17 protein-coding genes are annotated in these 17,424 nt (G+C 63.8%); 10 read left to right on the forward strand and 7 right to left on the reverse strand.

All coding sequences use genetic code 11. The features are described 5' to 3' along the window. The first annotated feature begins 118 nt into the window (after positions 1 to 118). Together secB and CE453_RS02560 are read left to right on the forward strand one after the other, a co-directional pair. Positions 119 to 613, forward strand: a complete 495-nt coding sequence (gene secB, locus CE453_RS02555; RefSeq protein ID WP_089173163.1) for a protein-export chaperone SecB — start codon at positions 119 to 121, stop codon at positions 611 to 613. A gap of 164 nt (positions 614 to 777) precedes the next feature. Then, positions 778 to 1,518 (forward strand): TerC family protein, encoded by a 741-nt coding sequence (locus CE453_RS02560; RefSeq protein WP_089173164.1) that lies wholly within the window; start codon positions 778 to 780, stop codon positions 1,516 to 1,518. A 3-nt stretch (positions 1,519 to 1,521) separates the two neighbouring features. On the opposite strand, the gene dnaQ is transcribed toward CE453_RS02560, so the two are convergent. Genes dnaQ through CE453_RS02585 form a run of 5 tightly spaced genes read right to left on the reverse strand, consistent with a single transcriptional unit; the run spans position 1,522 to position 5,176 of the window. Then, positions 1,522 to 2,238 (reverse strand): DNA polymerase III subunit epsilon, encoded by a 717-nt coding sequence (dnaQ, locus tag CE453_RS02565; protein ID WP_089173165.1) that lies wholly within the window; start codon positions 2,236 to 2,238, stop codon positions 1,522 to 1,524. Between the two features lie 16 nt (positions 2,239 to 2,254). Continuing rightward, the gene (gene coaE / locus CE453_RS02570) at positions 2,255 to 2,869 is read right to left on the reverse strand and encodes a dephospho-CoA kinase (protein ID WP_089173166.1); all 615 of its coding nucleotides are present in this window, start codon (positions 2,867 to 2,869) and stop codon (positions 2,255 to 2,257) included. 16 nt (positions 2,870 to 2,885) lie between these two features. Further along, on the reverse strand, positions 2,886 to 3,719 hold the full coding sequence (locus CE453_RS02575; RefSeq protein WP_089173167.1) for a shikimate dehydrogenase: 834 nt from the start codon (positions 3,717 to 3,719) through the stop codon (positions 2,886 to 2,888). A gap of 12 nt (positions 3,720 to 3,731) precedes the next feature. After that, positions 3,732 to 4,349: a Maf family protein gene (locus CE453_RS02580; RefSeq protein WP_089173168.1), complete on the reverse strand. Its 618-nt coding sequence runs from the start codon at positions 4,347 to 4,349 to the stop codon at positions 3,732 to 3,734. Further along, entirely contained in the window at positions 4,346 to 5,176 is an 831-nt protein-coding gene (locus CE453_RS02585; protein WP_089173169.1) for a pyruvate, water dikinase regulatory protein, read from the reverse strand. Before CE453_RS02585 ends, CE453_RS02580 begins: the two co-directional genes overlap by 4 nt. 422 nt (positions 5,177 to 5,598) lie before the next feature. On the opposite strand from CE453_RS02585, the gene hemE reads away from it, so the two are divergent. The 3 genes from hemE (at position 5,599) to rho (ending at position 8,573) form a co-directional block, all read left to right on the forward strand. After that, positions 5,599 to 6,651, forward strand: coding sequence for a uroporphyrinogen decarboxylase (hemE, locus tag CE453_RS02590; protein ID WP_472840975.1), 1,053 nt, complete (start codon positions 5,599 to 5,601; stop codon positions 6,649 to 6,651). Positions 6,652 to 6,663: 12 nt separating this feature from the next. Further along, a complete protein-coding gene (gene hemJ / locus CE453_RS02595) occupies positions 6,664 to 7,086 on the forward strand; it encodes a protoporphyrinogen oxidase HemJ (RefSeq protein WP_089173171.1) in 423 nt (140 codons plus the stop codon). A gap of 221 nt (positions 7,087 to 7,307) precedes the next feature. Beyond that, entirely contained in the window at positions 7,308 to 8,573 is a 1,266-nt protein-coding gene (gene rho, locus CE453_RS02600; RefSeq protein WP_089173172.1) for a transcription termination factor Rho, read from the forward strand. A gap of 118 nt (positions 8,574 to 8,691) precedes the next feature. Here rho and CE453_RS02605 read toward each other — a convergent pair whose 3' ends face one another. Then, positions 8,692 to 10,695: a thioredoxin domain-containing protein gene (locus tag CE453_RS02605; RefSeq protein WP_089173173.1), complete on the reverse strand. Its 2,004-nt coding sequence runs from the start codon at positions 10,693 to 10,695 to the stop codon at positions 8,692 to 8,694. Positions 10,696 to 10,727: 32 nt separating this feature from the next. Here CE453_RS02605 and mnmE point away from each other — a divergent pair, with 32 nt between their 5' ends. From mnmE to CE453_RS02630, 5 genes are all read left to right on the forward strand, one after another. Then, complete coding sequence (gene mnmE / locus CE453_RS02610; protein WP_089173174.1) at positions 10,728 to 12,041, forward strand: tRNA uridine-5-carboxymethylaminomethyl(34) synthesis GTPase MnmE; 1,314 nt, start codon at positions 10,728 to 10,730, stop codon at positions 12,039 to 12,041. Positions 12,042 to 12,109: 68 nt separating this feature from the next. Next, a complete protein-coding gene (gene mnmG / locus CE453_RS02615) occupies positions 12,110 to 13,996 on the forward strand; it encodes a tRNA uridine-5-carboxymethylaminomethyl(34) synthesis enzyme MnmG (protein ID WP_089173175.1) in 1,887 nt (628 codons plus the stop codon). Beyond that, the gene (gene rsmG / locus CE453_RS02620; RefSeq protein WP_248307919.1) at positions 13,993 to 14,640 is read left to right on the forward strand and encodes a 16S rRNA (guanine(527)-N(7))-methyltransferase RsmG; all 648 of its coding nucleotides are present in this window, start codon (positions 13,993 to 13,995) and stop codon (positions 14,638 to 14,640) included. The genes mnmG and rsmG overlap by 4 nt, the downstream gene beginning before the upstream one ends. Continuing rightward, complete coding sequence (locus tag CE453_RS02625; protein WP_089173176.1) at positions 14,637 to 15,467, forward strand: ParA family protein; 831 nt, start codon at positions 14,637 to 14,639, stop codon at positions 15,465 to 15,467. Before rsmG ends, CE453_RS02625 begins: the two co-directional genes overlap by 4 nt. Before the next feature lie 33 nt (positions 15,468 to 15,500). After that, complete coding sequence (locus CE453_RS02630) at positions 15,501 to 16,382, forward strand: ParB/RepB/Spo0J family partition protein (RefSeq protein ID WP_089177659.1); 882 nt, start codon at positions 15,501 to 15,503, stop codon at positions 16,380 to 16,382. A 10-nt stretch (positions 16,383 to 16,392) separates the two neighbouring features. On the opposite strand, the gene holA is transcribed toward CE453_RS02630, so the two are convergent. After that, positions 16,393 to 17,421 carry a DNA polymerase III subunit delta gene (gene holA, locus CE453_RS02635; protein WP_089173177.1) on the reverse strand — a complete coding sequence of 343 codons (1,029 nt, stop codon included), beginning with the start codon at positions 17,419 to 17,421 and terminating at the stop codon, positions 16,393 to 16,395. Positions 17,422 to 17,424 lie beyond the last annotated feature (3 nt).

The raw sequence follows: 17,424 nt of genomic DNA on the forward strand, positions 1-17,424 counted from the left end.
CCGCCTCCCTGTCCATGATAGCCGACGCGCGCGTCGCCCCGGAGGCGCAGCGCAGTCCCGCGTGCCTGAAAGCGGTGCGGGACTTCCCGAGACAGCCTGCCAGAACAAGATGGGACCGATGGCCAACGAACTTCCCAACGGCAACGGCGCCGGCGCCGAGGATACGGCTCCGAGCCTCAACGCCCTGATCCAATACACCAAGGATTTCTCCTTCGAAAACCCGAAGGCGCCGCGTGCGCTCGCCCAGCAGGAGGCCCAGAACGGCCCGCAGATGTCGCTGCAGGTCAATGTCAGCACGACCGGCCTCGGCGGCCCCGACTACGAGACCGTGCTGAAGCTCGAGGGCAAGGCCGAGCTCAACAACGAGACGCTGTTCGCCTTCGATCTCAGCTATGCCGGCGTCTTCCGGCTGCAGAACATCCCGGAGGAGCACATCCATCCGGTGCTGGTGATCGACTGCGCGCGCCTGCTCTTCCCCTTCGCGCGCCAGATCATCGCCGAGGCCGTGCAGAACGGCGGCTTCCCGGCCTTCTACGTGCCGCCGATCGATTTCGCCGCGCTCTACCAGCAGCGCATGCAGGAGACCGCCCAGCCCGGCGCCGCCAACTCCTGAGCCAAGCGCTCCGTGATCGCGAAAGGGCCCCTTCCGGGGCCCTTTTTCGTTTGTTGCGAATGATTGTTGCCCTTGCAGGGCACACCACCCCTCGCCATGTCGGGCGGGCTCATGGCGGACGCCCCACCGGGACGCCCGCCTTTTCCTTATCCGATGGAGACCCGATGGACGCCCTTGTGACGCTTGCTTCCGACCCTGCCGTATGGGCCGCGCTCGGAGCATTGATCGCCATGGAGGTCGTGCTCGGCATCGACAACCTGATCTTCATCTCGATCCTGACCAACAAGCTGCCGGAGCATCAGCGCTCGAAAGGCCGCAAGATCGGCATCGGGCTCGCGCTGATCCTGAGGCTCGCGCTGCTCAGCACGGTCGCGATCATCGTCAAGCTCACCGCGCCAATCTTCTCCGTGTTCGGCCAGTCCTTCTCCTGGCGCGATCTCATTCTGATCGCAGGCGGGCTCTTCCTGGTCTGGAAGGCGACGAAGGAGATCCATCACAAGGTCGATCCCGAGCCTGGCCCGGACGTCTTCGACGGCGGCCGCGCCGCTGCGGCCAATTTCGGCAGCGTGATCGCCCAAATCCTGCTGCTCGATCTCGTCTTCTCGATCGATTCGATCATCACCGCTGTCGGCATGACCGAACACATCCCCGTCATGGTCATCGCCGTGATCGTCGCGGTGCTGACGATGCTGCTCGCCGCCGATCCGCTGGCGCGATTCATCGAGAAGAACCCGACCATCGTGATGCTGGCGCTCGGCTTCCTGCTGATGATCGGCGGCACGCTGATCGCGGAAGGCTTCGGCGTCCATGTGCCGAAGGGCTACATCTACGCGGCAATGGCTTTTTCGGCGCTGGTCGAGGCGCTCAACATGCTGTCGCGGCGGGCCGGCAGCCGGAGCCGTTGACCCTTACTGTGCTGCTTCGTCGGTGATGCCGAGATAGCCCTTCCAGAGCGGGGCCTTCAGAGATTTAAGGATGAAGGCCTCGTGCGCCTGGACCGCAGCCTCGTCGAGGCGCGGCACGAGTGGGCGAGTACGCTGCGGCTTCTCGATCACCGGAGCGGCGAGGCCCGGGCGGCCGGCCGCAGCCTCGACCCCGAGGCCGAGCGAAGCCTGCTTGCCGCCGATCAGCTCGATATAGACCTCGGCCAGAATCTCGGAGTCGAGCAACGCACCGTGCTTGGTACGGCGGCTGTTGTCGATGCCATAGCGCGAGCAGAGGGCATCGAGGCTGTTGGAAGCGCCGGGATGCTTGCGGCGCGCCATCGAAAGCGAATCGACCACATTGGCCGGCTCGATCGGCGGCAGGCCGACGCGCTTGAACTCCATGTTGATGAAGCCGACGTCGAAGGCGGCGTTATGGATCACCAGCCGGGCGTCAGCGATGAACGCGGCGAACTCCTCGGCGATCTCGGCAAAGACCTGCTTGTCGGACAGGAACTCCTCCGAGAGCCCATGGACGTTGAAGGCCTCGACGGGCATCGAGCGCTCGGGATTGATGTAGACGTGATAGGTGCGACCGCTGGGGCAGTGGTTGACCAGCTCGACGCAGCCGATCTCGACGATGCGGTCGCCATTATTGGCTTCGACGCCGGTGGTCTCCGTATCGAGAACGATCTCGCGCATCGGGTCGGAACCTCGTTCAGGAGTTGCTGGCAGCGCCGCGCCCGGGGCGACCGGCGAGCGCCATCAGGATAGAGCCGACCTGCCGCTCCGCGGCCATGAGGCCGCGCGACGTGTCCACAAGGAAATGGGCATGCCGACGCTTCTCCGCATCCGGCATCTGGCGGGACAGGATCGCCTCCAGCTTGTCCGCGGTCATGCCCGGCCGCGCGAGGACGCGCTCGCGCTGGACCTCGGCGGGGGCCGTGACGACGAGCACGGCATCGCACCGTCCTTGGCCTCCGGTCTCCAGCAGGAGCGGGACGTCGATGACTGCAAGCCCGGCGCCTTCGGCCCGGCAGCGCGCGAGGAAGGCTTCCTCCTCCTCCCGTACCAGCGGGTGGAGGATGGCTTCGAGCCGCTTGAGCGCATCGGGTTTCCCGAGCACCGCTGCCCCAAGCCTTGCACGATCGACGGCACCGTCGACGACTGTACCGGGAAAGGCTGCCGCGATCGGCACCACCGCCCGGCCGCGATGCAGCCGGTGCACAGCCGCGTCGGCATCGTGCAGCGGCACGCCGCGCTTTTCGAAAAGCCCGGCCGTGGTCGATTTGCCCATCCCGATCGAGCCCGTCAGGCCCAGCACGAAAGTCATGTCCGTACTCTGCGAATCAGGCTTTCAGGATATCGGCTTCCACCAGATCGCGCAGCGCCGGCGTCACCTCGGGCGTCACGCCGAACCAGCGGGTGAAACCCGGAACGGCCTGGTGCAGCAGCATGCCGAGACCATCGACGATGACGCCGCCGCGCCGTTCCGCCTGGACCAGCAGATCCGTCTTGAGCGGCACATAGACGATATCGTCGACGATAGTGCCCGGACGCAGACGCGAGAGATCGATGTCCAGCGGCGGCTTGCCCTGCAGGCCAAGTGCCGTCGTGTTGACGATGAGGTCGGCCTCGCCCACAGCCGCACCGCGCCGTTCCCAGTCGACGGCTTCCAATGGAGCGCCGAAGGCTGAGACGAGTTCGTCAGCCCGATCGCGGCTGCGATTGGCGATCAGGATCCGGCCAACCCCGCGGGACTGGAAGCCGAAGGCGATGCCCCGCGCGGCACCGCCAGCGCCCAGGACAAGCACCGTATTCACCCGGCTCTCCCAATCGGGAACCGTTGCGTCGAGATGGGCAAGGAAGCCCGGAACATCGCTGTTGTCGGCAAGAATCCGGTCGCCGTCGCGCCAGAGCGTGTTGACCGCCCCGACCGCCCGGCCCGCATCGCTGATCTCGTCGACCAGCGCCATCATGGCTTCCTTGTGCGGAACCGTGACGTTGCCGCCGGCGAATTCCCCTTCACGCAGACGCATCACGAAGGACGGCAGATCGGCGGGCGCCACGTCGAAACCCGTATAGGAGCCGGCGATTCCATATTGCCGCAGCCATTCGCCATGGATCAGCGGCGAACGCGAATGCGCGATGGGGTGGCCGATGACGAAGCAGCGAGGAGACATCGTGAAATCCGATCAGCGGTCGACATGGCCAAGCTCACGCAGAGCCGTCAGCACAGGCAGGAGCGGCAGGCCGAGGATGGTGAAATGATCCCCCTCGATCCACTCGAAGAGCTGGGCGCCCAGCCCCTCGAGCTGATAGCCGCCGACGCTCGAAAGAATGGCCGGGCCGGCGGCCTCGACATAATGGGCGATGAATGACGGCCCGAGCGGGCGCATGGTTAGTCGTGCGGTTTCGCGTCCCTGGGCCAGGACCACTCCATCCTGCGCCAGAGCGAAGGCAGAATGCAGCTCATGGATCCGCCCCGCGAGCGCTGCAATCTGGTCGGCGGTAGCGGCTGCGGTCTCCGGCTTGTGAAAGGAGCGGCCCTCGCAGGTCAATGTCTGATCGGCAGCCAGGACGATCCGGCCGGCGTGCAGCTTCGACACGGCGAGCGCCTTGGCTTCCGCCAGAGCCGATGCGATCCGATCCGCGGAAACCGCCTGCTCGGTGAGAGGTTTCTCGATGGCCCGCTCATCGACCTCGGGCTTTATGATTTCCACGGGAAGCCCAGCCGCAAACAGCATGTCCCGGCGCGTGGCGCTGCCCGAGGCGAGGACGAGCGGCGCCGGCGAAAGCCAGAGCCGCGTCATGTTGCGATGAACTTCATGCGGTGATCGCGCAGCAGATCGAGGATGGAGGCTGCCGTCTCCTCGATCGAGCGGCGGGTGACGTCGATCACCGGCCAGCCCTTGCGCGCGCAGAGCCGGCGCGACTGGGCGACTTCATCGGCCACGGCCGCGGGATCGACATAGGGCGTCTCGTCATCGGCGCGCAGCGACAGCAGGCGGTTCTGCCTGATCTGGACGATGCGGTCGGGACTGGCGACGAGACCGACGATCAGCGGCTTCTTCGCCGCGTCGAGTTCGATCGGCAACGGCACGTTCGGCACGAGCGGGATATTGGCGGTCTTGATGCCGCGATTGGCGAGATAGATGCTCGTCGGCGTCTTGGAGGTGCGGCTAATGCCGACGAGGATGACATCGGCATTGTCGAGGTCGCCGCCCATCTGCCCGTCATCGTGCAACAGGGTGTAGTTCATCGCGTCGATGCGACGGAAATATTCGGTATTGAGGACGTGCTGAGCGCCCGGTTTCGTCGCCGAAGCCTGGCCGAGATAGGACTGGAACAGCGACAGCACCGGCTGCAGAACCGACAGGCAGGGACAGCCGAGTTCGCGACAGAAATTCTCCAGCTTCTCCTGCCATTCCGGCTCGACCAGCGTGTAGAGCACGACGCCAGGCGAGGATTCGATCTCTGCCAGAACGCGGGCGAGCTGCGCTTCCGAGCGCACCAGGGGATAGACATGCTCGATCGCGGAGACGGTCTCGTATTGCGCGGCGGCCGCGCGGCTGACCGCGATCAAGGTCTCGCCGGTCGCATCCGAGACCAGATGGAGGTGAAAATAATTGCGGACCACGGCAGCCCTCGCGGTGAAGCTCGCTTCTCCTCTAACCCGAGACGGGCATTTGGCAAATCGAGGGCGTAGTCGGGGGGAGCCGATGGGTTATCCAGACCCCTCGGGAGCAGTGTGGATAAGACTCGCAACAAGCGAGTTCGAGAGCAGCCTCTGGACAACCGCGCTGGGCCATCAACAGCCTCGCCGCTGTGCATGGTAAAGAAAGTGTTTCACGTGAATCATTCGGCCGTGCCGGATCGCTCCGCCGAATTTCAATTCGTTAAGAAAGCCTTAACGACCCCTATCCTGGATCGTCGCCCCGCGACCTGCTGTCCCACCGGCTGTGGAACGGTTGTGGACGAAATTGTGGCGGGCTATCTCCCTCTCCCCAAGAGTCAAAGAAAGAAGAGTCTTTCTAGGATTCTCTTTTAAGAGGATGTGAGATGGATCGCCCGGCAGGCCCTATGACATTCGAGCGACCTGCCTTTCTGAGAGCTCTCTCCGGCGAGACACTCCCGACTCCGCCTGTTTGGCTGATGCGCCAGGCCGGACGGTATCTCCCGGAGTATCGAGAGCTTCGGGCAAAGGCCGGCAGCTTCCTCTCCCTTTGCTATAATCCCGGGCTGGCCGCCGAGGTTACGCTGCAGCCGATCCGTCGATTCGGCTTCGACGCCGCAATCCTGTTCTCGGATATCCTGGTCGTGCCTCAGGCGCTGGGCCAGAAGCTTTGGTTCGCTGAAGGTGAGGGCCCGCGGCTGGAGCCGGTGGCCAGCAAGGAAAGGCTTTCCGAGATCGATAATCTGGCAGACGACCGCAAGCTCTCGCCGATCATCGAAACCGTTCAGCGGGTTCGTAGTGCCCTTCCCTGTGAGACTGGCTTCATCGGGTTCTGTGGCGCGCCCTGGACGGTTGCGACCTACATGGTTGCCGGGCGCGGCACTCCCGATCAGGGACCGGCGCGGGCGCTGTTCGCTGCGGACCCCTCGCTCTTCCAGGCCATCATCGACCGTATCGTCGTAGCGTCCATCCGTTACCTCAACGCCCAGATCGCAGCGGGTGTCGATGCCGTGCAGATCTTCGACAGCTGGGCTGGCGTGCTGTCTCCCGAAGATTTCCAGCGCTGGTGCATCGCGCCGACGAAACGGATCGTCGATGGTGTGCGTGCGGAGCACCCGCAAGCCCGGATCATCGGCTTCCCGCGCGGTGCCGGCAGGTTGATCCCGGACTATGTTCGCGGAACCGGTGTCGACGCTGTCGGCCTCGAGACAGAAATCGACCGGGCTTTCGTGCGCGCGCAGGTCCAGACGCTCGTCCCGGTGCAGGGTCATCTCGATCCGAATATCCTGCGTGCGGGAGGGCCTGAGCTTGAGCGCGAGGCCGAGGCGATCCTCGCAGCTTTCGGCGATGCGCCGTTCGTGTTCAATCTCGGCCACGGCATCCTGCCGGACACGCCGATCGCTCATGTCGAACGTCTGCTCAAGGCGGTTCGAGGCTAGGGAGTCCAAGCCATGTATGAATGGATCAAAGCTTTCCACGTCATGGCAGTCATCTCCTGGATGGCCGGGATGCTCTATCTGCCGCGGCTAATGGTGTATCATTCGGAGGCGCAGGTCGGCTCGATCCAGTCTGAGACCTTCAAGGTCATGGAGCGGCGGCTGCTCAAGGGCATCATCAACCCGGCGATGATCGCGACTTGGGTGCTCGGACTTTACCTCGCCTGGTACGCCTTCGCCTTCAAGGGTGGCTGGCTGCATGCCAAATTCCTGCTCGTCATCATCCTTTCGGGAATCCATGGTGTGCTGGTCCGACGGGTGAAGGATTTCGCCGCGGACAAGAACAGCCGGTCGGCGCGCTACTATCGGATTCTCAACGAGGTGCCGGCGCTGCTCATGGTGGGCATCGTCATTCTCGTCATCGTGAAACCGTTCTGACGGAAGCTGTCGTTTCCCGCTTGAGCCGGATCGCGATTCCCGTTATCAGATTGCCACGCTTCTCCAGCGTCCTCCCTGTTATCGACTGTTCATGAGTCTGCTGCCTTGCGGCGGTTCATGGCGCAACCCTCCCAAGCGCAGGTCCGGTTCGGGCCCAAAGTCGATCACTTCAGTACCGTCCCTACCCCGCCGTTGTGCGGTGTTTACGATCCGGGTGCCCCATGCGGGAAATCAAGCTCCAAGAGCTCAAGAGCAAATCGCCGACCGAACTGCTGTCCTTTGCCGAGGAGGTGGAGGTCGAGAACGCCAGCACGATGCGCAAGCAGGAGCTGATGTTCGCCATTCTGAAGCAGCTCGCCGCGCGCGAGACCGAGATTCTCGGCGAGGGCGTCGTCGAGGTCCTGCAGGACGGTTTTGGCTTCCTGCGCTCGCCGGATTCGAACTATCTGCCGGGCCCTGACGACATCTACGTCTCCCCTTCGCAGATCCGGAAATTCGGCCTGCGCACCGGCGATACGGTGGAAGGCCCGATCCGCAGCCCGAAGGACGGCGAGCGCTATTTCGCGCTGCTCAAGGTCAACACGGTCAATTTTGAAGACCCGGAGAAGATCAAGCACAAGATCCACTTCGACAACCTGACGCCGCTCTACCCGGATCAGCGCCTGAAACTCGAAGTCCAGGATCCGACGAAGAAGGATTTCTCGCCGCGCGTCATCGATATCGTCGCGCCGATCGGCAAGGGCCAGCGCGCCTTGATCGTCGCGCCGCCGCGTACCGGTAAGACGGTTCTGCTGCAGAATATCGCGCAATCGATCACGACGAATCACCCCGAGTGCTATCTGATCGTGCTGCTGATCGACGAGCGGCCCGAGGAAGTCACCGACATGCAGCGCTCGGTGAAGGGCGAGGTCGTGTCCTCGACCTTCGACGAACCGGCCTCGCGCCACGTTCAGGTTGCCGAGATGGTGATCGAGAAGGCGAAGCGCCTGGTCGAGCATGGCCGTGACGTTGTCATCCTGCTCGATTCGATCACGCGCCTCGGCCGCGCCTACAATACCGTGGTGCCGTCTTCCGGCAAGGTGCTGACCGGCGGTGTCGACGCCAACGCGCTGCAGCGTCCGAAGCGTTTCTTCGGCGCCGCGCGCAATATCGAGGAAGGCGGCTCGCTCACCATCGTCGCCACCGCGCTGATCGATACAGGTTCACGCATGGACGAAGTCATCTTCGAGGAGTTCAAGGGCACCGGCAATTCGGAAATCGTGCTCGACCGCAAGGTGGCCGACAAGCGCATCTTCCCGGCGATCGATATCCTCAAGTCCGGGACTCGCAAGGAAGAGCTCATCACGCCGCGCTCGGACCTGCAGAAGACCTACGTGCTGCGCCGCATCCTCAACCCGATGGGCCCGCAGGACGCGATCGAGTTCCTCATCGACAAGCTGCGCCAGACCAAGCAGAACTCCGAGTTCTTCGACTCGATGAACACCTGATCCCGTCCAAACCGGCTTCCATTCCAGCGCCGTCGTTCCTGCAGATCGCATCTGCAGCGAATGACGGCGTTGTCGTTTTGAGCGATGGGTATTCCGACGACCGCCGTCGGCTCTCGACCTAACGTCCCTCTGCGACGGCCTCGGCCAATCGATTCGGATCCGTGACGGGTGGCAGGCAACGACCTTCGAAGCAGATGAAGGCCGCGCCGTCTCCGGCTTGGCGCAACATCGCAGTGGCGGGATGGCCGGGAGGCAGCGACGTCGAGTCAGCGCAGTCGACCAGGATTGTCGTCGTGTAGGGCAGGTTCCACGCGCTTCGATGGAAATCCATTCGGGCTGGGCCTGCCAGGACGATCTCGGCCCCGTAACGGGCGAGGTCATAGGCGTTCAGCACCGAGCCATGCGCCATCGGCGCGCGGGCTGCGGCCTGCACCGCCGCTTTCAACTGGGCTTGTGCCTTGTCCCTGTCCGCGGACGCGCCCGTCTTCGCCGCGAGCCGAACGAGGTTGGCTGCGTGAACGCCCAGAGCATTGGGCACCGCGTCATCGTGAGTAGGCCTCGGTCGCACCGGAAGTTCGCCTGATTCATGCCGAGTCATCCCGAGTAGACCGGTGTTCCGATCGCGGTAGTGCCGGTCGAGATGGGTAGACCAGCGCTGCGCATCATCGAGATAATGGGGTTCCAGTGTCGCATCATGCAGCGCAAGGGCCGCATCGATCATGGCGGCGTGGTCCAAAGCAAAGCCAGGCGCGATCAGTCGCCCAAGTCGATAGGAATGGGCCAGTCCATCGCCATCCATCATCGATTCGGCAACGAAACGGTAGGCCCCTTTTGCAAGGCCAAGCCAATGGGGTTCGCCCAGCAGACCGGACGCGCGGGCGAGCGCGGCAATCATCAGCCCATTCCAGTCGGCAAGGATCTTGTCGTCTCGTGCCGGCGGCACCCGCTGCATTCGGATGGCGAGAAGCTGCTCTTTCATCGCCGTGAGTCGCTGAGCGGTTTCCTTATCCGGATCGGGCGTGTCGAGCCGATTGAGGATGTTCGTTTCTTCCCAGTTCCCATGGACGGTGACGTCATAATGCTGGGCGAACAACAGACCGTCTTCGGATCCGAGGACGGCGGTGATGTCGTCCAAAGTCCAGACATAGAATTTGCCCTCGACGCCTTCTGAATCCGCGTCGAGGCTGGCAGCGAAGGCGCCCTCGGGCAGGAGCATTTCGCGTTCGAGCCAGGCAACAATTCCCGTGGCGGCTTCGCGGGCAAGGAGATTGCCGGTTCGCTGCGCTTCGAGCGCATAAAGCACCAGGAGCTGGGCGTTGTCGTAAAGCATCTTTTCGAAATGCGGTACGAGCCAACGCTCGTCGACGGCATAGCGGGCGAAGCCGCCCCCGATATGGTCGTGAATGCCGCCGCGGGCCATGCGCTCCAATGTGACGGACGCTGCCACCATTGTGGGCGCTGATTCGGTTGCGCGGCTTCCGGCACGCCACAGCAGCTCGATCAGCCCGGCATTGGGGAATTTCGGTGCGCCCTTCAGCCCGCCGTCGCGAGAGTCGAAAGCTCCCGCGATCTGCTCCGCGAGATGGTCGAGATCGGGTTCTCCGACCTCTGTCTGGGCTATGGTTTCCGCGCGCTCGAGGGTCGTGCGGATGGCGGCGGCGTTGCTCGTGATCCGATCCGGCTCACGCCGGTAGATCGCTGAGAGCTGCCGCAACACAGCGGTAAAGGACGGGCGGCCGTGACGGGGCTCCGGCGGGAAATAGGTGCCGCCCCAGAAAGCATCACCGTCTGGTGTCAGGAACATCGTCAGGGGCCAGCCACCTTGCTCGCCGAGACTGTGCAGGGCCGTCATATAGACATGATCGATGTCAGGTCGTTCCTCTCGATCGACCTTGATGTTCACGAAGAGCTCGTTCATGACGGCAGCCGTCTCCGGGCTCTCGAAGCTTTCATGGGCCATGACATGGCACCAATGGCAGGCGGCGTAGCCGATCGAGAGCAGCACGGGCCGGTTGCTGCGCTTGGCCTCGGCGAAAGCCTCGGGACTCCACTCCCACCAATCGACGGGGTTGTCGCGATGCTGGAGCAGATAAGGGCTGGCGGCTCCGGAGAGGCGGTTCATTGGGCGCTACTTCCCGGCGCCGAGGCGGCACCATGATCGATCAGGCGAGCCATCCTACCATTGTCGCGCTCTCCTCGGCACCCGGCAGGGCCGGCGTTGCGGTTGTGCGCATGTCGGGTCCGGCCGCTCGATTCGCTCTCGAAACGACTGCAGGACCTGTACCGTTGCCGCGATTGGCGACCCTTCGGGTGCTTCGCGACATCCAGAACGAGGTGATCGACAAGGGACTCGTTCTGTTCTTCCCCGGCCCTACCAGTTTTACCGGCGAAGATGTCGTTGAATTTCATGTACATGGCTCACGTGCGATACTAGCGGCACTACTTCGGCATCTAGCGGCACTACCAGGCGTGAGACTGGCGGAGGCCGGAGAGTTTACCCGGCGCGCGTTCGAAGCTGGCAAGCTCGATCTGGCGGCCGTCGAAGGCCTCGCCGACCTGATCGATTCGGAAACGGAATGGCAGCGCCGGCAGGCCCTGCGCCAGATGGAAGGCGCGCTCGGTACCCTAGCGGGGCAGTGGCGCACGCGATTGCTGGAAGCCATGACCTTGCTCGCGGCCGAGATCGATTTCTCGGACGAAGGTGATGTCGAAGGCCCGCTTCAAGAAGAAGCGCTGCAGATCGCGGGTTCCGTCCTGCGGTCGCTACGCGCGGCGCTGGGTAGTTTCGCGATGGGTGAGCGGGTGCGCGAGGGCTTCATCGTGGTATTGGCCGGCCCGCCGAATGCAGGCAAATCCAGCTTGCTGAACACGCTGGCTCGCCGCGACGTCGCCATCGTGTCTCCCGTGGCCGGCACCACGCGCGACGCACTTGAGGTGAGGCTCGATCTCGAGGGCTTGCCGGTGATCCTGATCGATACGGCTGGTCTGCGTGACAGCGTCGATCCGATCGAAGCGGAAGGTGTCAGGCGTGCGCGCGCCCTAGTGGAACGGGCCGACCTGGTTCTCAGCTTGCGTGGGGTCGATTCGGATCCGTACCGAACGGCGGAGAACGCCGCTCAGATTGCTGTGGCGACCAAAGCCGACCTCGGCGGCGTCGTCCTGCCCGGCGAATACGCCATTTCGGTCAAGAACGGCGACGGGCTCCCCGAGCTGTTGTCGGCGATCGTCTCGCATCTGCGCGGTCTCGGGCAGGGCGAACCGGCCCTTCTGACGCGCGAACGTCATCGCGTTGCGGTTGTCGCGGCGGCTGCAGCTTTGGAGCGGATGACTCAATCCCACGGCGCCCCCAGCGAGCTGCTTGCCGAAGATGTTCGTCTCGCCGTCATGGCTTTGGAGCGTCTGGTCGGACGGATCGGCGTCGAAGATGTCCTCGACAACCTGTTTGCCGGTTTCTGCATCGGGAAATAAATGGGCCGCCGACATGGGTGGCCTACTCCACGATTGACCACCCTGCCTGGCTTCGTTAGCGAAACACTATGTCAAACCTTGCGCGACCCTACGATGTCATCGTCGTCGGTGGCGGCCATGCCGGCGCCGAGGCTGCAGCTGCCGCCGCACGTTACGGCGCGCGCACGGCACTGGTGACGCACAAGCCCGAGACGATCGGCGTCATGTCCTGCAACCCGGCGATCGGTGGGCTGGGCAAAGGTCACCTGGTCCGCGAGATCGATGCGCTGGACGGGATCATGGCACTTGCGGCCGATCGCGGCGGCATCCAGTTCCGCATGCTCAATCGCCGCAAGGGCCCTGCCGTGCGCGGCCCCCGCGCGCAGGCGGATCGCAAACTCTACCGGCTGGCGGTTCAGAACCTTCTGGCCGAGCAGCCGAATCTCGACATCATCGCCGGGGACGCTTTCGATATCGCGATCGAAGCGGGGCGCGTGACTGCTGTTCTGCTCGCTGATGGGCGCCGATTCGCTACCGGAACGGTCGTGCTGACGACCGGTACGTTTTTGCGCGGTCTGATTCATATTGGGGAAACCAAGATTCCGGCGGGCCGGGTTGGCGAGGCCCCATCCGTCGGCCTGTCGGCAACGCTGGAACGCCATGCTTTTCCGCTCGGCCGGCTCAAGACCGGAACCCCTCCCCGGCTCGATGGACGCACCATCGACTGGGCAGCGCTGGAAATGCAGCCCGGCGATGAGCCACCGGAGCCTTTCTCGGCGCTGACCGGACGCATCGACAACCCGCAGATCTCCTGCGGTATCACTCGGACCACTTTGGAAAGTCACGAGTTGATCCGCGCCAACCTCCATCGCGCACCGATGTTTTCAGGGCAGATCGAGGGTCGCGGCCCGCGCTACTGCCCGTCGATCGAGGACAAGGTCGGCCGCTTCGGCGATCGCGACGGTCATCAGATCTTTCTCGAGCCGGAAGGCCTCGACGACGACACGGTCTACCCGAACGGCATTTCGACGTCGCTTCCCGAAGACGTGCAACGTGAGCTGCTCAAGACCATTCCGGGTCTGGAACGGGCGGTCATGTTGCGACCCGGCTATGCGATCGAATACGACTTCGTTGATCCGCGGGCGCTGCGCAATACGCTCGAAACCCGGGCGATCGGAGGACTTTTCCTGGCAGGTCAGATCAATGGCACGACCGGTTACGAAGAGGCCGGAGCCCAAGGCCTTCTTGCAGGAATGAATGCGGCGCGGACGGCCAGCGGGGCGGATGCAGCGGTGTTCGACCGGGCACGGTCCTATATTGGCGTGCTCGTCGACGACCTTGTCGCGCATGGCGTTACGGAACCGTATCGAATGTTTACATCGCGGGCCGAGTTTCGCTTGTCGCTGCGAGTCGACAATGCCGATGAACGGTTGACAGCGCTGGGGAGCGAATTGGGCGTTGTCGGCGCGAAGCGCCTCGCCGCGTTCGAGGCGCGCAATCGCGAGATCGAGCATTTGCGCGCGGAACTCCAGTCGTTGCAGTTGACACCACAGCAGGCGGAGGCCGGTGGCTTGCAGCTCAACCGCGATGGCCTGCGGCGCAGTGCCTACCAGATTCTATCCTATCCGGACGTCTCTTTTGCCCAGCTTGCCGCGATCTGGCCGCAGCTCAACGCTTATCCCGATTCCGTGGTGAGCCGGGTAACGGCAGATGCGGTCTATGCGGTCTATCTTGACCGGCAGGCGGTGGAGATTCAGGCTTACCGTCGCGACCAAGCGCTGAAAGTGCCCGAGGATCTCGATCTCGATGCGATCTCGGGGCTCTCGAACGAACTGAAGGCGAAGCTTGCGGCGACCCGGCCGGCTGACCTAGCGGAGGCGGGGAAGATCGAGGGCATGACGCCCGCCGCTTTGACCTTGCTGGCGGCCCATGCTCGCAGGAGCCGTGCAGCGAGCTTATCCACAGGCGCAACGTGATTGTTGATAAAACTGATCGTCAACGCGCTTTGCGCTTGACGCCTGTTTCACGTGAAACAGAGGAGCGGCTCGCAACGCTGGTGGCGGAGCTTGAACGCTGGCAGGCCGCCAAAAACCTCGTCTCCTCGACCACGCTGGCCGATGTCTGGACGCGCCACATCGCCGATTCCCTCCAGCTCTTCAACCTTGCCTCGGAGCGCGAGCGCTGGCTCGATCTCGGCTCTGGTGGCGGTTTTCCTGGGCTGGTCATCGGCATCTGCCTGGCCGAGCGCGGCGTCGGCCAAATCGATCTCGTCGAGAGCAATGCCCGCAAATGCGCCTTCCTGCGCCATGCGGCGCGGGTCACCGGTGCGCGCGTCAAGGTCCATCCGGCGCGGATCGAGGATGTGGTCGGAAACTTCACCGGGAAAGTCGATGTCGTGACGGCCCGGGCGCTCGCGCCGCTGACTCAATTGCTCGACTGGTGCGAAGAGCTGTTGAGAACGGGCACGCTGGGCCTCTTTCCCAAGGGACAACATCTAGATACGGAATTGACCGACTCGGCCAGATATTGGAAGATTCAGGCAACAACCGTTTCTTCCGTGACTGACGACGCCGCGCGAATCCTGATGATCCGCTCGGCCGAGAGACGAGCCGATCCATGACAGACGTCATATCCGTGACCACGCCGCGCCGCCCGCGCGTGATTGCGCTCGCAAATCAGAAGGGCGGCGTCGGCAAGACAACGACCGCCATCAATCTTGGCACCGCCCTCGCCGCCATTGGCGAGAAAGTGCTGATCGTTGATCTCGATCCGCAGGGCAATGCCTCGACGGGCCTGGGCGTCGACCGGCGCAGCCGCAAATCTTCGACCTATGACGTGCTCTGCGGTGATGTCGGCCTGGGGCAGGCCTTGCAGCCGACGGCGGTGCCGGGGTTGTCGCTGGCGCCTTCGACGCTCGATCTGCTCGGCGTGGAATTGGAGATCGCCTCGTCGAAAGATCGCGCACACCGGCTGAAGAACGCGATCGACGAGCTGATCTATGACCAGCGCTGCCAGGATCTGACCTATGTCCTGATCGATTGCCCGCCTTCGCTCAGCCTGATCACCATCAATGCGATGACGGCGGCCGATGCGGTGCTGGTACCGCTGCAGTGCGAGTTTTTTGCGCTTGAAGGTTTGAGCCAGCTTCTCAAGACCGTCGAGCAGGTGCGTGCCGGTCTTAATCCGCGGCTGATCATCCAGGGCGTCGTGCTGACGATGTTCGACCCGCGCAACAACCTGTCCGGCCAGGTCATGGCAGATGTGAAAAGTTTCCTAGGTGATAAGGTCTATGAGACTGTTATCCCGCGGAATGTGCGAATTTCCGAAGCTCCGTCCTATGGAAAGCCGGCGCTGCTCTACGATCTGCGCTGCTCGGGATCACAAGCCTATTTGCGGCTGGCTTCGGAAGTGATCAAGCGTGAGCGTGCTTTGCGCGCCGCGGCCTAGTCGAAGAAAAAGCAGAGGTTGACGAGGATGGCGATGGCCGAAGAACAGGGGCGTTCCCGCCTTGGCCGCGGTCTGGCGGCGCTGATCGGTGATGTCGGCGAGGAAATCGGAGCGATCGAGCGCGCGCGCGGCCAGCGCCGGGTGCCGGTCGAGTTCCTGCGGCCGAGCGCTCGTAACCCGCGCCGCAGCTTCGCGGAGGAGGACCTCGACGATCTGACGGCTTCGATCCGTGAGCGCGGCATTCTGCAACCGATCATCGTGCGTTCGATCGCCGGTATGATCGATGCGTACGAGATCATCGCTGGCGAACGACGCTGGCGGGCGGCGCAGCGCGCCGAACTTCATGACGTGCCGGTGATCCTGGTCGAAGCCGATGATCGTCAAGCTCTCGAAATCGCCATTGTCGAGAACGTCCAGCGCACGGACCTGAACGCGATTGAGGAAGCGGCTGGCTACGAGCGGCTGATCGCCGAGTTCAATTACACCCAGAACGATCTGGCGCGCGTCATCGGCAAGAGCCGCAGCCATGTCGCCAATACCTTGCGCCTGTCGAAGCTGCCCGAGCCGGTCCGCAAGATGGTGAGCGAAGGTGCGGTTTCAGCCGGTCATGCCCGGGCTCTGCTGTCTGTTTCGGACCCGGAACTGATGGCGAAAAAGATCGTCGCGGAAGGGCTGAGCGTGCGCGACATCGAGCGCGTCGTGCAGGAAGAGACCCGAGGCGAAACGAAAAGCGCCGTCGCGGCCAAGCCGAGAGCCGAGAAGGATCCGGACACTCGCGCGTTGGAAAAGGCGCTGGAAGAGGCTCTGGGATTGTCTGTCGTGATCTCACACCGCCCGAATGGCGCCGGCGAGGTCAAGATCTCCTACAAGACCCTGGAGCAGCTCGACGCGCTCTGCCGCCGGCTGAAAGCCTGACCAGCGCGGATCAATCGGCCCGGCTGCTGCGAGCGAGGCGGGCCAGGGTCCATAACACACGGGTCGCGGTCGCGCGGCCCGTTTCGCTGTTCTGGCGGGTGGCGAGGACGGCGTTGCCGAGCAAGGAGATGGCTTCGGTCAGCTTGGCCGTGTTCCAGGCGTTGAGCGCGGCCTCGGTGGTGGCAATGCGGGGGTAGGGCAGGCGCATCGTGCCGACGACGTCCTTGACCCCTCGGCCGGCCTCCACCGCCTGCCGGGCCTTGAGCAGGGACAGAGCCTGGCGCAGAACGGCGCCGAGCATCACGCCGGGGTCGAGCCCCTCACTGGCGAGCTTGGCTTGCGCCAGGTCGAGAACCGGCAACTTTCCGGCAAAGACGGCATCGACCAGCATCGCCTGTTCGCGTTGTGCCGTATCGCCGACCACAGCATCGATGTGTGTTTCCGTCACAGCGGGGTCGGCCCCGAGATAGAGCAGAAGCTTCTCGATCTCGCGTCGAGAGGTCTGACGATCGCCGCCCAGCAGCCCCGCGAGGTGATCGCGGGCGGTGCGGTCGATGGATTTGCCGGCAGCACGCACCATTTCGTCGATGATCGAACCGAGATCGCGGGCTGCATCGCCGTAACAGGGCACTGCCAATGCGCTCCGGGCCTTCTCGCAGGCGGTGCGCAGGGGGTTGCTGCGCTGAAGATCGCCCGCTTCGAGGATGACGAGGGCGTCCTGAGAGGGCGTTGCGAGCAGAGGCTCGACGGCGGCGAGCAGCGGCTTCGAGGTGGATGAAACGCGAATGGCGCGACGGCCGCCGAACAGGCCGATCGTGTTGGCTTCGTCGACCAACTTCAACGGATCGGCAGCAAGAGTGTCGCCATCCATGCGGATGAGCTGGAACGCGTCATTGGGATCGTCGACGCTTTTGCGGGCGAGATTGCCGGCTCGCTCCGAGACCAGCCCGGTATCGGGCCCATAGAACAGGATGAGGCGCCAGGCCGGATCGAGGCGCGCGAGCGTTCGGTCGGCTTCATGCGCCTTGATCGCGACCATGGC

Origin of the sequence: Bosea sp. AS-1 (genome assembly GCF_002220095.1) — a bacterium.
In the GTDB taxonomy this organism is placed as follows: Bacteria; Pseudomonadota; Alphaproteobacteria; order Rhizobiales; family Beijerinckiaceae; genus Allobosea.

Bases quoted from the DNA above. Each gene is read 5' to 3' on its own strand.
- CE453_RS02625 (WP_089173176.1), top strand. From the start codon at position 14,637: ATGACAGACGTCATATCCGTGACCACGCCGCGCCGCCCGCGCGTGATT.
- mnmE (WP_089173174.1), top strand. From the start codon at position 10,728: ATGATCGATCAGGCGAGCCATCCTACCATTGTCGCGCTCTCCTCGGCA.
- holA (WP_089173177.1), bottom strand. From the start codon at position 17,421: ATGGTCGCGATCAAGGCGCATGAAGCCGACCGAACGCTCGCGCGCCTC.
- CE453_RS02605 (WP_089173173.1), bottom strand. From the start codon at position 10,695: ATGAACCGCCTCTCCGGAGCCGCCAGCCCTTATCTGCTCCAGCATCGC.
- secB (WP_089173163.1), top strand. From the start codon at position 119: ATGGCCAACGAACTTCCCAACGGCAACGGCGCCGGCGCCGAGGATACG.
- CE453_RS02575 (WP_089173167.1), bottom strand. From the start codon at position 3,719: ATGTCTCCTCGCTGCTTCGTCATCGGCCACCCCATCGCGCATTCGCGT.
- hemJ (WP_089173171.1), top strand. From the start codon at position 6,664: ATGTATGAATGGATCAAAGCTTTCCACGTCATGGCAGTCATCTCCTGG.
- dnaQ (WP_089173165.1), bottom strand. From the start codon at position 2,238: ATGCGCGAGATCGTTCTCGATACGGAGACCACCGGCGTCGAAGCCAAT.
- CE453_RS02580 (WP_089173168.1), bottom strand. From the start codon at position 4,349: ATGACGCGGCTCTGGCTTTCGCCGGCGCCGCTCGTCCTCGCCTCGGGC.
- rho (WP_089173172.1), top strand. From the start codon at position 7,308: ATGCGGGAAATCAAGCTCCAAGAGCTCAAGAGCAAATCGCCGACCGAA.
- coaE (WP_089173166.1), bottom strand. From the start codon at position 2,869: ATGACTTTCGTGCTGGGCCTGACGGGCTCGATCGGGATGGGCAAATCG.
- mnmG (WP_089173175.1), top strand. From the start codon at position 12,110: ATGTCAAACCTTGCGCGACCCTACGATGTCATCGTCGTCGGTGGCGGC.
- hemE (WP_472840975.1), top strand. From the start codon at position 5,599: ATGGATCGCCCGGCAGGCCCTATGACATTCGAGCGACCTGCCTTTCTG.
- CE453_RS02630 (WP_089177659.1), top strand. From the start codon at position 15,501: ATGGCCGAAGAACAGGGGCGTTCCCGCCTTGGCCGCGGTCTGGCGGCG.
- CE453_RS02560 (WP_089173164.1), top strand. From the start codon at position 778: ATGGACGCCCTTGTGACGCTTGCTTCCGACCCTGCCGTATGGGCCGCG.